This window comes from Herbidospora sp. RD11066 (assembly GCF_054661255.1).
Genome location: NZ_BAAGDO010000009.1, coordinates 108,383 through 121,607, shown reverse-complemented (window position 1 = coordinate 121,607; position 13,225 = coordinate 108,383). Strand labels below are relative to the sequence as shown.

The window sequence follows — 13,225 nt, the reverse complement described above, 5'->3', positions numbered from 1 at the left end:
ACATCCGGTGCGGTGGTCGGCCACCGCACCGGACTCTTATTCAGGCTGGTTGGCCTCGATCAGATCGCCGGCGTCGCGGACGAAGGTGTCCCTGACGACCGGGTTGTTGACGGTCTTGGGGTTGTTGACCTCTTCGACGAAGCGGGTCAGCTTCTTGACGATCTTCTTCTGGTCGCGTTCCCGGCCCTTGTCCTCCGAGACCATGACCTTGGAGATGTCGTCCTCGAGCCTCGCGGCGCCCGTCGTCGACAGCGTGCCCGCCGTCTTGAACGCCACGATCAGGGCCGAGATCTCGTCGGTCGAGGTTGTCGTGGTGAACTTCAGCGACTGCTCGAACGAGGCGCCCGACTGGGTCTCGGCGGTCACCGTCAGGGTGTGCTCGCCGAGGGCCAGCTTGTAGAGCTCGGTCACCGCGCCGGAGGCCAGCGGCTGGTCGTCCAGGGTGCCGGTGACGGTCTTCACGCCGGTTCCGGTCACGTCCCAGCCGATGGTCAGCTTCTGGCTGTCGCCGTACGAGCCGCCGTCGTCGACGCCCGAGATGAGGATGGTGTTGCCGGTCTGCGGGATGGACCCGTAGACCTTCATCTCGTAGATCGAGTAGCCCCACTGACCGGCCTTCGTGACGCCCTGCATCCGGATGAACCGGGTGTCGGCGTTGAGGTCGATGATGTCGGAGCCGCCGTTGCTGTTGGTCTCGGTGAACGCGTCGGTCCACGCCTGGCCGTCCGGGCTGGTCTGGATCTTGTAGCCCTTGGCGTACGAGTCCTCCCAGTCGATGGCCACGCGGTAGACCTTGTACGTCTCCCCGAGGTCCACCTGGAGCCAGTTGTTCGCCGCCTCGCTGGCGCTCCAGCGTGAGGAGGCGTCACCGTCGAAGGCCGCCGCAGCGGTCTGCGAGGCGTTGGACGCCGACGAGGCGAGAGCCGTCTTGCCGAGGGCGATGTTGGGCGCCTCCTGGCCGTAGACCTCGAACTCGTGGATCGAGTAGCCCCACTGGAGCGCCTTCTCGACACCCTGCATCCGGACGAACCGGGCCTGCGTGTTCAGCGGGATCTTCTCGGTGCCGCCGGCTCCGGCGTTCTGGGTGAACGCGTCGGTCCAGCCCTGGCCGTCCATGGAGACCTGGATCTTGTGCTTCTTGGCGTACGACGCCTCCCAGGCCAGATCGACCTCGGTGAGGGCGTAGATGCCGCCCAGGTCGACCTGCACCCAGTTGGCCGGGTCCTCACTGGCGGCCCAGCGGGAGACCGGGTCACCGTCGAAGGCCTTGGCCGGGGCCTGGTCGGCGTTCGACTGCGACGAGGCCGTCGCGGTCTTGTTCAGGGCCAGGTTCACCCGCGAGACGTCCCGCAGGGTCAGGTCCAGCGTCACCGGCTGGCCCGCACGAAGCGGGACGATCCGAGCGATGCTGCCCAGCGGCGAGTTCTGCACCGTGGCGCCGGTGATCTGCTCGATGCCGGCGCGCTGGATCAGGGTGAGGTTCTGGTCGACGTCGGAGGTGATGGTCACGCGCGCCTTGTGCGTGTCCATGTCCCACGAGAGCTGGTTGATGGTGAACCGGCTCTTGCCCTTCAGGCCCGAGATGCTGCCCTTCTTCAGGCCCTTGGGCAGGGCCGGAAGCAGTTCCAGCGTTCCGGGGTCGGTCGTGGCCAGCATCTCCATCATGATCGTGGGCACCGAGTTGACCACGTCGGTCGCGAAGACGCCCTTGTTGTTGTAGTGCGACGTCGCGAGGCTGCTGTAGTAGTAGTCGTCCTTCGCGAAGCGCATCAGCTTCGCGTTGACCGAGTCGGCGTTGTTGAGGTTGGCCGCGATGAGCGCGCCGTGCAGCAGGCCGTGGCCCGCGTTCTCGTAGCTGCCGCCGTCCTTCTTCTGGAGGAAGACCTTCGCGGCGTCGTACAACCCCTTGTTCTTCTCGGGGGTCACCTCGCCGTAGGGCCAGACGGGCATCAGGCCGCTGGAGTGGCGGTGCTGGTAGGCGTTCTTGTTGGCCAGGTCGGGCCAGGCCCACTCGGCCAGGGCGCCGTCGTTGTTGACGATGTACGGCGGCAGGTTGTCGAGCTTCTCCTGCCACAGCGCGATCTTGTCGGCGTCCTTGCCCAGCGTCTTGCTGGTGGCGATGAGGGTTTCCAGCGCGAACCGGGCGCCGGAGATGTCGTACACCGAGTTGACCGACAGCGGCACGCCGCCCGCGGGACGGTTCTCCGGAGAGATCGACCCGGCGAAGATGTACTTGCCGTTGGCGTCCTTCGTCGTGAGGAAGTCCTCGTAGAAGTCGCCCATGTCGCGGATCAGCGGGTAGTACTGCTGCTCCAGGAAGGTGCGGTCACCGCTGATCTGGTAGTACTCCCAGAACGGGTAGAGCAGCCACGACTCGCCGCCCGTGACGTACTGGTACGGGTAGTCGAAGTTGATGTTGGAGATCAGGCCCTCGCCGTTCGGCGTGTTACCGCCGGTCAGCATGCCGCGGGTGCCGAGGAGCTTCTGGGCGTTGGTCCGGAAGTCCTTCTGCCAGGCCTTGTTGATGGCCCAGTAGCCCTGCATGACCTCGGGCAGGTTGCCGATGTTGCCACCGGAGATCTGCAGGTTGAGGTTGGCGTCGAGGTGGTAGTAGCCGTCCCAGCCGACGTTGCTGTCGCCGGTCCAGTTGCCGAGCAGGTCGGGCGGCGCCGTCGCGCTGCTCGAACCGATCAGGTGGTAGCGGCCCGAGTTGAACAGGCGCTCGAACAGGGCCAGGTTGGGCGTCGTCGCGGTCTTCTGCTCGGCGAGCAGGTCCTCGTTCGACTTCGAGCGGTCGGCGGCCGAGGCGCCGAGGTCGATGGCGACGCGGTTGAACATCTCGCTGTGCTTGGCGACATGGCGGTCTTTGAGAACCTGGTAGTCGCTCGGCAGCGCGGCCAGCTTGGTCTGGAGGAGGTTCTTGTTCCAGTCCTGCTCGGCCGGGACGCCGCCCTCGTAGGTGCCGTCGTAGCGCTGGGTCAGGGTCAGCAGCGTCACATAGGTGGCGCCGGTGACCTGGACCTCGCCGCCGACCAGCGTCTTGGTGCCGTCGGTGATGATGCGGGTGACGCCCTCGTAGCCGGCGTTGTAGCTGCCGTTCGGGTACTTCACCCGCAGGTTCAGGTAGTCGACAGACGAGTTGTTGGTCGCGACCAGGCCCTTGTTGAGCAGGTTCATGCCCGGGTCGATCGACAGGCCGAGCCGCACGTCGAGCTTCTGGCCCGACGGCGCCGGCAGGTACTGCACGGCCACGTGGTCGGTCTGCGACACGAACGCGTCGCGGCGCCAGTCGCCCTTGTCGTCGGTCCAGTTCACCGACACGACCCCGGCCGAGTAGTCGGTCGAGCGGACGTAGTTGGTGACCTCGCTCGAACCGGCGACCTGCATGGTCATCTTGAAGCCGGGGTGCTTGGACCCCTCGCCGCCGCCCTGGTAGCCCTGGACGTCGGCCGCGAGCTGGTTGGCCTGCTGGTACTGGCCGCCGATCAGCAGGTCGCGGATCCTCTGGAGGTTGCCCGTGCTGACCGTGTTGAAGGTCCGGTGGGGACGTGACTCGGTCCGCGCCATGAAGAAGTCGCGGTCGGTGAAGACCGTCGTCTCGTCACGCGGGTTGCCGAAGACGATCAGGCCCTGCTTGCCGTCACCGGCGAGCAGACCCTCCTCCCAGTCGGCATAGGTCTTCGGGTAGGTGGTGGAGATGGCCCGCGTCGCGGGGTTGCCCGGGGTCGTGAAGGTCCGGGTGAGCCCGGCGCCGTCGACGGAACCGACCGGGACGACCTTGACGGTGTAGGTCTGACCTGCGGACAGACCGGTCAGGGCGTAGGTGCGCGCGTCGGCGCCCAGCGTCGCCTTCAGCGCGGCGCCGAGGTAGACCTTGTACGCCGTCACGTTGCCGGTCGCGGCGGGCCAGGTGGCAGTGCCCGCGGTGCCGGTCAGGTTGCTCAGCGCGATCTGGGCCGACGACGGCCAGGTGGGGCCGGTGTCGGCGGGCTTCGCCTTGCCGTACACCTCGAACTCGTAGAGCGACAGGCCCCACTGCGTGGCCGCCTTGACGCCCTGGACCCGGAAGTAACGCCCCTCGACCGGCTGGGCGAAGGTGATCTCGTCGGTGCCGCCGTCGCTGGTCGCGGCGGTGTGCGCGTCGGACCACTGGGTGCCGTTGGCCGAGGTCTGGATCTTGTACTGGGACGCGTAGGCCGCCTCCCACTTCAGGACGACCTTGTCGACCAGGTTGCTCTTACCGGTGTCGACCTGGATCCACTGCGTGTCGCCGCCGTCGGAACCCCACCGGGTGGCGTCGTTGCCGTCGAAGGCGCGGAACGCCGAACGGTCGTTCTGCGGCTGGCTGTTGGTCGGGCCGCTGCCGTCGTTCGACTGCGAGGAGGCCGTGTACGAGGAGGGCGCCAGGTTCAGCGCGATGTTGACCGGGACCTCCGGCTGCACAGGGGTGCCGTAGATCTCGAACTCGTAGATCGAATATCCGTACTGGGTCTGCGGCAGCACACCCTGCATCCGGACGTAACGCGCCTGCTTGCGGATCGTGATCGACTCGGTGCTGCCGGTCCCGGTGGTGGTGGAGAAGGCGTCGGTCCACTGCTCGCCGTTGTCCGAGAGCTGGATCTTGTACGACTTCCCGTACGCCGCCTCCCACTGGAGGACCACACGCGAGATGTCGTATTTATCGCCGAGGTCGACCTGCATCCACGCGTTCGGGTCGTTGCTGTGGTCGCTCGACCAGCGCGAGGCGCCCGAGGCGACGCCGTCGATGGCGTTCTTGGCGAGGTAGGTGCCGTCCTCGTAGGAGGCCGTCGCCTTGGCGGCGGCGTTCCGCGAGAGGTTGACCGGGGTGTCGGTCGGCGGCGCCGGGGGCTCCGGCACGGTCTGGCCCGCCGGGGGCCACAGCGTGAAGGAGTTGGCGCCCTGCGTCGCCTCGGCGAACGGCCCGGCCACGCCGCTGAACGGCTTGCCGAAGAAGTCGGTCGTGACGTCGGCGGCGATCGACTCGTTGGCGAGCGGGATGACGCCGACCCGGGCCTTGGTCGCCGGGGTGGCGCCGGTGCCGCCGGTCAGCGTGAAGTCGAGCTTGACGTTCTTGTTGGTGGACGCGACCGCCACGTTGGAGAGGGCGGCGACGGCGTTGCCCTCCTTCACGTGGGTCTTGTTCGTCGCGTCGACCGGCAGCGTCATGCCCTGGACCAGGTTGTTGAACCAGAAGAACTTCTGGACCGAGTTGACCGCGCTGGTCTCGTTCATCGTGCCGGGCTGGAAGTAGTAGTTGTCCCGGCCACCGCCGTCGACGGCGAACCGGCCGCTGTCGAGGAAGAGGTTGTTGGCGTAGACGACACCGGTCGCGTCGAGCATCCGGATGTCCTGCGCGCCGATGAACACGTTGTTGTCGACGAGGATCGGCCCGTGCACGGCCTCGGCGTAGTAGCCCCAGGGCGCGTTCATCACGATGTTGCCGGTCACGCGGACGTTCTGGTTGCCCCAGTCGGTCCAGATGCCGGCGGAGTTGCCGCCCTTGGAGTTGCGGACGTAGTTCCCCTTGATCAGGCCCTCGTTCATGTAGTGGACCTTGATCGGGGCCGTCTCGGCGCCGCTGAACTCACCGCGGTAGTTGGTGTCCTCGATCATGTTGTAGAGGAGCTCGGAGTTCCACGAGAACACACCGGCGATGCCCGACTGCCCGGCCTTGCCGATGTAGTTGTTCCGCACGATGTGCGAGCCGTACTTCGCGGTGTCGCGGAAGTTGGTCTTCGTGGTGCCGGGACGGTTGCCGGCCCATTCGTCACAGCCGAGGCCGATGTCGATGGCGATCGTGCGGGCGTTGATGACCTTGTTCTGCTCGATGATCCAGCGCAGGCCGCCGTTGACGCTGATCGCGCCGGCCTGGCGGCGGTCGGGGCTGCTCGGGAAGTCCGAGTAGGTGCCGGCCGCGTGCTTGATCGTGAAGCCGTTGACCGTGATGTAGGCCAGGCCCCACGCCTCCGGCGCGAAGATCTGGCGGCGGACGTTGATCTCGGCGAGCTTGGCGTTGGGGTCGGCGCCGTCGAAGTTGGCGTAGATGGTGGTGTTGCCACCGCCGACCTCGGCGAACCAGGTGTTGGCCGCCGACGTGACCGCGCTCAGCGACGGCTTCTGGTAGTAGGCCTGCTCGTTGAGGTAGACGTCACCGGCGCTGTAGCCGGGGAACGACCCGCCCTCGCCGCCCTGCCACTGCTTGGCGGTGTAGGGGTTGAACGAGCCGAAGTAGGTGTCGGGGAGGGTGACCTTCCAGACGTCACCGCTCTGCTGCGTCCAGGTGTTGATCTCCTCCGAGCCCTTGATCGTCACCTCGCCGTCGCCGGCGTTGGTGTAGGTGATCCGGGCGTCCTCGCCGGTGCCGCCGCGGGCCGGGCGGACCCACTCGCGGTAGAGGCCGGCGTGCACGACGACGGTGTCACCGGGCTGCGCTTCCTGCGCGGCCTTGTTGATCGTGAGGTAGGGCGCGGCCGAGGAGCCCGCGTTGGAGTCGTTACCGGTTTTCGCCACGTGGAGCTGGCGCCCGGCGGCCGCGTGCGATGGCGTCACCATCGTCGCGACCATGACGGCGCTGATCAGGCCGCCGAGTATGGCCTTGAGTCTCATGAATTTCCTTTGCGAGTCGGGCCGGTGACCTCTGCGAAGGACCGGACCGATGCGTCGAGCAGGGTGTTGGGGAGAACGGCATGGCCGATCACATGACCGTCTCGGCGGGTGACTCTGAAGGTGTGGCTCTCGCCGGGGAGCAGCGTGACAAGAGCGTCGTCCACGGTGAGCGCGTGCGGTTCGAGGCCGAGCGTCCCGGCGAGCCGGTCGGCGGCCACGCACACGTCGCGCAGCGTGGTCACGGCGGTGACCGTGACGTTGAGTGCGCCGTCGGCGAAGGTGACGCCGACGGTCCGTTCGGGCCGCGGAGCGGTCAGCTCGCGGTCCGGCTTGAAGGTCCAGGTGGTACGTGTCCCGTCGGCCTCCACCACCAGCATCTCGGCGGCGGGGTCGTCGGGTGTCAGGTCGATGGCGGTCTTGACGATGCCGTCCGCCGGGCAGGCGAGGGTCGTCGAGACGCGGGCGAGTTCGCGGCCGTCCAGCGACACACGCCGGATGACCACGTCGGTCTCCCAGGTGGTGGACGTGTCGTTGACCAGCACGAGTTCCAGGCCGGCGTCGCCGGTCGGGTCGTGGGTCGGGCCGGGGTTCACCGGCTGCACGGTCACCAGCCGGGGGGCGAAGGCGTGGCGGAGGGCGTACCAGAGCGGCTTCTCGATGCCCCTGCCGTCGACGGCCGACCAGCTGATCACCGGCCAGCAGTCGTTGAGCTGCCAGACCACCGCGCCCGCGCAGCGTTCGCGCGACCGCAGCCACTCGACGCCGGCGGCGACCGCGCGGGCCTGCACGACCTGCGTGGCGAAGTGCCAGTCGGCGTCATTGCGCGGCGCCGGCACGTGCGGTTGCAGGCCACGGGTCAGCTTGTGCATGCCGTCGATGGCGCGCAGGTGGTGTTTGGTCAGCGGCGATTCGGGGCCGGGGTGCTCTCCGGGTACGGCGTTCTGGAGCGTGGTCCAGGCGGGCGGGCCGCACCAGCCCATCTCGGAGACGAACGACGGGTCGTGGTAGCGGTAGTGGGCGTAGTCGCGCTCGTTCCAGGCGTCCCACAGGTGGCTGATGCCATGGGTGTCGGCCGCGGGGTCGCGGTCGATGCTGCCCGACCAGGGCGAGTTCGGCACGTAGGGCCGGGTCGGGTCGAGCCGCTCCAGCACCTTCGGCAGGACGTCCATGTAGAAGCGGGCGCCCCAGCCGCGGACCCCCATCTGGTCGGCCCAGCCCCAGTGGTGCCAGCCGAGCACGGTCTCGTTGCCGCCGCACCAGATCACGAGGCTCGGGTGGGCCGCCATCCGCGCGACGGCCTGCTCGGCCTCGGCGGTGACCAGCTCGACCATCTCGTCGTCCTCGCAGTACGCGGCACACGCGAAGAGGAAATCGTGCCATACCAGGACACCGCGCTCATCACATGCGTCGAGGAACTCTTCGGTAACGAAATACCCGCCGCCCCAGACGCGGAGCAGGTTGGCGTTCCCGGCCACGGCCTGGTCGATCCGCTGATTGACGCGCTCGGGCGTGGCCCGGCTGGCGAAGGTGTCGTCGGGGATCCAGTTGTAGCCGCGGATCCTGACCCGCTGCCCGTTCACCTTCAGCGCCCAGCGGGTGCCGAGGTCGTCGGGGGTCTCGTCGATCTCGACGCTGCGCAGGCCGAGCCGGGTCGTATGGGCGTCGAAGGCGCCGAGCGTCACGTCGAGGCGGTAGAGCGGCTGGGCGCCCAGGCCCACGGGCCACCACAGTTCGGGGTCGTCGACCCTGAGGTGCAGCGTGACCTCGTCGCCCTCGACGAAACCGGTCGCCGCGCCCACGGGCCGGCCCGACGGGTCGGTCAGCTCGGCGCGGACCTCGGCGGCCTCGGGCGCGTCGACCCTGACGTGCACGGAGACCAGCGCTCCGACGTCGGAGAGGGTGACCAGCGGACGGACATGGTCGATCCGGCCCGTGTACGTCTCCAGCCGGATGTCCCGCCAGATCCCGGCGGTGACGAAGTGGGGTCCCCAGTCCCAGCCGAAGTTCGCGGCGGCCTTGCGGACGTGCGCGTAAGGCTCGTCGTAGGGGCTGGGCAGCGGGCCGTGGCTGTGCTCGTGGGCGAGCGCGGCCTCCCAAGCGGAGGCGAACCTGACCTCGACCGTGTTCTCGCCGTCGACGAGCACGCCGTCGACCTGCCAGCGGTGGGCGAGGTGCTGGCTGCGGGCCTGGCCGACCAGGTGGCCGTTCACGTAGACGTCGGCGATGGTGTCGAGACCGTCGGCGACGAGGTCGGTGCGGCCGCCGGGCGTCCAGTCGAAGGTGCGCCGGTAGACCCACTGCGAGTGGCCGACCCAGACCTGGGCGAGCTCGTTCAGCCCGACGTCGGGGTCGTCGAGCAGCCCGGCCGCCATCAGGGCGGTGTGGACCTCGCCCGGCACCGTGGCCGGGATCGTGATCGAGCGTTCCGGCCCCGGACCACCGGCCCAGGACAGTTCCCAGACGCCGCCGAGGTCGCGACGGATGGTGGTCGATGTGTCTGTTGTCTGAGTCATCCCTTGACCGCCCCCGCGGTGAGTGCTTCCTGCATACGACGGTTGAGCAGTGCGTACGCGACGTACACCGGCAGCACGGTCAGCACGGTGCCCGCGCTGAGGACGCCGAGGTTGGTCGCGTCGGAGAGCAAGGTGGGCAGAGCGACCTGGACGGTCCGGACGTCCGGCGAGGTGCCGGTGATCGTCAGGGCGAACAGGTACTCGTTCCAGAAGGTGAGGAGTTGCAGGATGGCCACGCTGACCACCCCGGGCATCGCGATCGGCACGTAGACGCGGGTCAGGAGCACCCAGTGCCCGGCGCCCTCCATCGCGGCCGACTCCGCCAGGGCGGGCGGCACGGTGAGCATGAACTGCGTGAGGAGCAGCACCGACAGCGGCAGCGCGCTGGCCGGGAGGAACAGCATCTGGAACTCGCGGGTGCCGTACAGGCCCAGCTCGATGGCGAGCACCACCGTGGGGATCAGCGCCGCGAACGGCGGGATCAGGAACCCGGCGGAGAAGGTGCCGGTGATCGCCCTGGCCAGCTTGTTGTCGGTCCGGGCCAGCGCGTAGGCGGCCGGGATCGCCAGCCCGAGCGTGAGCGCGATCGCCACGCCCGACACCAGCACCGAGTTGACCAGCGCGGGCCCGAGCTTGGCGGTCTCCCACGCGGTCGACACGTTGCGCCACAGCCACTCGGCCGGGAGGGAGAAGGGCTTCGTGAAGATCTCGATGTTGGTCTTGAACGCGCTGACCGCGAGGTAGTAGAGCGGCACGGCCAGGATGAGCGCGTACAGCCAGGAGAGGAACGTCGCCGGACGCAACTTCATCGGTCCTCTCCTTTCTTCGTACGGAAGAGAGCCCGGATGAGGAACATCCCGGCGATCCCGACCAGCAGCAGCACCACGCCCACGACCTGGCTGTAACCGAGGTCGCGCTGCGAGAAGGCCTTGGCGTAGACGAGGTAGGACAGCGTCGTCGACGAGGTGCCGGGCCCGCCCTTGGTGAGCAGCAGGATCAGGGCGGCCGAGGTGAACAGCGTCCAGAGGAACTGGAGCATCGTCAGCGTGCGGACGTAGTCCTTGACCATGGGGAAGGCGACCTGCCACATCGTGCGGAACCGGCCGGCGCCGTCGATCTGCGCGGCCTCCAGCACCTCGCCGTCGAGGCTGGCCAGGCGGGCGGCGAAGAGCACGGCCGTCCAGCCGACGCCGCGCCACAGGTCGATGGCGATCAGGGCGGGCAGCGCGGTGGCCGGGTCGGCCAGCCACGCGGTGGCCAGCGAGTCGAGGCCGACCGCGCCGAGCAGGCCGTTGACGCCGCCGTTCGGGGACAGCACGCCGTAGAAGATCATCCCGGTGGTGGAGATCGAGATGAGGCCCGGCGAGAAGTAGAGGACCGAGAGGACCCGGTAGCCGCGCGGCCGCGTGTTCAGGTGGTAGCCGAGCATGAAGGCCAGCGGGATCATCACCGGGATCGCGACGGCGACCTGGATCAGGCTGTTGCGCACCGCCGCGTGGAAGGTCGGGTCGGCGAACACCTTGGTGACGTTGTCGAGGCCGATGTACGTGGGTTCGTACAGCAGCCCCTTCCACTTGAGCGTCGCGATGACGAACATCGCGACCAGCGGACCGACCGAGAAGACGGCGAACCAGAGCAGAGACGGGACGGTCAGCCACAGAAGGCGGGACCTACGCATGGAAATCCTTGCAGCGAGGGCGGTGGGGGCCGCCGCGGCGCACGGCGGCCCCCACCCGGTGGTTGGTCCTAGCCCTGGGTGGCGGTGTCGAGGCCTTCGCAGATCTCCTGCGGGGTGGCCTTGCCGTACGCCCCGGCCAGCACGGTCGTGATCGGGTCGGAGGCCGAACCGATCCAGACGTCCGGCAGGACGGCGTAGTCGACGGTGCCGTCGAGGCCCAGCGACGCCTTCAGCAGCGGGTCGGTCGCGAAGCTCGCGAAGTCACCGGTGGTGGGCGGCAGGATGCTGCTGTCCTTGACGAAGTCGCCGACGGTGGGGTCGGCGTAGAAGCGGGTGACGAGCTGTTTGACCAGGTCGATCTTCTCGGGCGAGGCGCCCTGCTTGGTGATCATGAAGCCGACGCCGGTGAAGCCCTGGTAGGCGGTCGGCTTGGCGTAGGCCCCGCCGCTCGCCGCCGGGAACCCGCCGAGGGTGGTGCGGGTCTCGATGCCGGTGCCGGCCGCCTTCGACTCGGTGTACGCCCACGAGCCCGCCGACATGATCGCGGCCTTGCCCGAGTAGTAGGAGGCGTACATGTCGTCGGCGGACAGGCCCGCGACGTTGTCGACGAAGACCTCGCTGTCGCGCAGGTCGGTGAACAGCTCGATGCCCTTCATGACCGCGGGGGTCGAGCAGTAGCCACCTTCCTGCATGACCTTCTGCATCGACGCGGCGTCGGTGTAGGACTGGGCGATCTGGTAGAAGAGCTTCTGGCCGGTCCAGTCGTTGCCGCCGACGGTGAGCGGGCCGATCCCGGCCGCCCGCAGCTTCTTGGCGGCGTCCTTCAGTTCGTCGGTCGTCTTCGGCGGGGCGGCGACCCCGGCCTTGGTGAGCAGCTCGGTGTTGTACCAGAGCGGCCAGCTGAACCCGGAGTAGGGCAGGCCCTGGGTCTCCCCACCGGCCGACTTCCACTCGTTCAGCGCCTCGGGCTTGATCTTGCCCTCGAGGCCCCAGTCCTTGACGTACTGGTCGACGGGGACGGTGACCCCGGCGTCGAGCCAGCCGACGGTCTTGTCGAAGAGGTTGACGATCACGAGATCGGGCGACTTCCCGGCCGCGACCGAGGTCTCCACCTGGTCGTCGATGGCCTCCAGGCCCTCGGTCAGGTTGATCTTGATCCCGGTCTCGGCGGTGAACGCGTCGAAGACGCGCTTCTGCGCCGCGGCGGCCGAGTTGCCGGCCGTCCAGCGGGTGACGACATCTATGGAACCGCCGCCGGCGGGGGCGCTGCCGCCCGTGGCGGGGGCGGCGGAAGGCTCCTCGGAGGAGGTGCCGCAGGAGGCGAGGGCGAGAACGAGAGCTCCGGCCGCGAAGGCAAAGCGACGCATGGGGCTTCCTTTGCTGATGTCCCCGGAGTTACTCAGGGGTTGCGAAGAGATTGCTGGGGTGTGCTGAACCACAGCAAACAGGACAGGAAGCCCCGGCGTCAATAAGAAAGATTAGTAATCTATTAAATGCTCGACCCTCGGACGACGAGGGCCGCGGGCACCGCCCTGACCACCTTCGCCGAGGTCCCCGAGAGGATCTCCTGCAGCTCCGCCCCGACGAGTTCGCCGAGGGCCTGCACGTCGTGGCTGACCGCGCTCAGCGGGGGTTCGGCGAGCTGGCAGAGGGCGGAGTCGTCCCAGGCGACGAGCGACAGATCACGTGGGACGTTTATACCGATTTTTCCTGATTCCTGCAGCGCGCCCAGGGCCATGACGTCGTTGTCGAAGACCAGCGCGGTCGGCCGGTCGTCCATCTGCGCGAGGGCCGTGACGGCCCGGACGCCGGCCGCCTCGGAGTAGTCGCCGTCGAAGGTGGTCGTCCGGATGCCCTGCTCGGCGGCGACGTCGTCGAACGTCTGCCGCCGGATGATCGTGTGGGCCATCTCGGCCGGGCCCGCGACGTGGCCCAGGTGGCGGTGGCCGCCCGCGATGAGCCGGGCGACGACGTCGCGCATCGCGACCTCGTCCTGCGTCCAGACCGCCGTCAGCCCTCCGGCGGTGACCGGGTCGCCGATCACTATCGCCGGCATGCCGAGTTCGCCGACCAGCTCCACCCGTTCGTCACCCGGCAGCAGGTCGATCAGGATGACCCCCTGCACCTGCCCCTGCGCCGCCCACGCCCGCATGCGTTCGGACGCCTGCGCCACCGTGGCCACGACCTGCAACAACACCGGGACCCCGAGCGGCACGAGGATGCGTTCCATGCCCGCGATGAACTCGTGGAAGAACGGCTCGGCCCCGAGCACCTCGGCGTCCCGCACCAATGCGAGCCCCACCGGTGTGCCCGCGCGCGGACCAGGGAGCATCGATGTCCTCCTCGTGAACTAACCTCGTGCCCAGATGCCGCCGGTGTGGCGGCAAGAATAGAGAGGCGGGTCGAG

General features: G+C 68.4%; 6 protein-coding genes. All 6 read right to left on the bottom strand.

What is annotated here, in order from left to right; all coding sequences use genetic code 11:
* Window positions 1-36 precede the first annotated feature (36 nt).
* The 6 genes from ACYQ78_RS30035 to ACYQ78_RS30010 all read right to left on the bottom strand — a co-directional run bounded on the left by ACYQ78_RS30035 (window position 37) and on the right by ACYQ78_RS30010 (window position 13,150).
* Window positions 37-6,627 (bottom strand): discoidin domain-containing protein, encoded by a 6,591-nt coding sequence (locus tag ACYQ78_RS30035; RefSeq protein ID WP_459804320.1) that lies wholly within the window; start codon window positions 6,625-6,627, stop codon window positions 37-39.
* Window positions 6,624-9,140 carry a glycoside hydrolase family 2 protein gene (locus ACYQ78_RS30030; RefSeq protein ID WP_459804319.1) on the bottom strand — a complete coding sequence of 839 codons (2,517 nt, stop codon included), beginning with the start codon at window positions 9,138-9,140 and terminating at the stop codon, window positions 6,624-6,626. The genes ACYQ78_RS30035 and ACYQ78_RS30030 overlap by 4 nt, the downstream gene beginning before the upstream one ends.
* Window positions 9,137-9,949: a carbohydrate ABC transporter permease gene (locus tag ACYQ78_RS30025; RefSeq protein WP_459804318.1), complete on the bottom strand. Its 813-nt coding sequence runs from the start codon at window positions 9,947-9,949 to the stop codon at window positions 9,137-9,139. The genes ACYQ78_RS30030 and ACYQ78_RS30025 overlap by 4 nt, the downstream gene beginning before the upstream one ends.
* Window positions 9,946-10,818 carry a carbohydrate ABC transporter permease gene (locus ACYQ78_RS30020; RefSeq protein WP_459804317.1) on the bottom strand — a complete coding sequence of 291 codons (873 nt, stop codon included), beginning with the start codon at window positions 10,816-10,818 and terminating at the stop codon, window positions 9,946-9,948. Before ACYQ78_RS30020 ends, ACYQ78_RS30025 begins: the two co-directional genes overlap by 4 nt.
* A 68-nt stretch (window positions 10,819-10,886) precedes the next feature.
* Window positions 10,887-12,185: an ABC transporter substrate-binding protein gene (locus tag ACYQ78_RS30015; RefSeq protein WP_459804316.1), complete on the bottom strand. Its 1,299-nt coding sequence runs from the start codon at window positions 12,183-12,185 to the stop codon at window positions 10,887-10,889.
* Between the two features lie 122 nt (window positions 12,186-12,307).
* Complete coding sequence (locus tag ACYQ78_RS30010) at window positions 12,308-13,150, bottom strand: LacI family DNA-binding transcriptional regulator (protein ID WP_459804315.1); 843 nt, start codon at window positions 13,148-13,150, stop codon at window positions 12,308-12,310.
* Window positions 13,151-13,225 lie beyond the last annotated feature (75 nt).

Bases quoted from the DNA above. Each gene is read 5' to 3' on its own strand.
- ACYQ78_RS30025 (WP_459804318.1), bottom strand. From the start codon at position 9,949: ATGAAGTTGCGTCCGGCGACGTTCCTCTCCTGGCTGTACGCGCTCATC.
- ACYQ78_RS30035 (WP_459804320.1), bottom strand. From the start codon at position 6,627: ATGAGACTCAAGGCCATACTCGGCGGCCTGATCAGCGCCGTCATGGTC.
- ACYQ78_RS30030 (WP_459804319.1), bottom strand. From the start codon at position 9,140: ATGACTCAGACAACAGACACATCGACCACCATCCGTCGCGACCTCGGC.
- ACYQ78_RS30015 (WP_459804316.1), bottom strand. From the start codon at position 12,185: ATGCGTCGCTTTGCCTTCGCGGCCGGAGCTCTCGTTCTCGCCCTCGCC.
- ACYQ78_RS30010 (WP_459804315.1), bottom strand. From the start codon at position 13,150: ATGCTCCCTGGTCCGCGCGCGGGCACACCGGTGGGGCTCGCATTGGTG.
- ACYQ78_RS30020 (WP_459804317.1), bottom strand. From the start codon at position 10,818: ATGCGTAGGTCCCGCCTTCTGTGGCTGACCGTCCCGTCTCTGCTCTGG.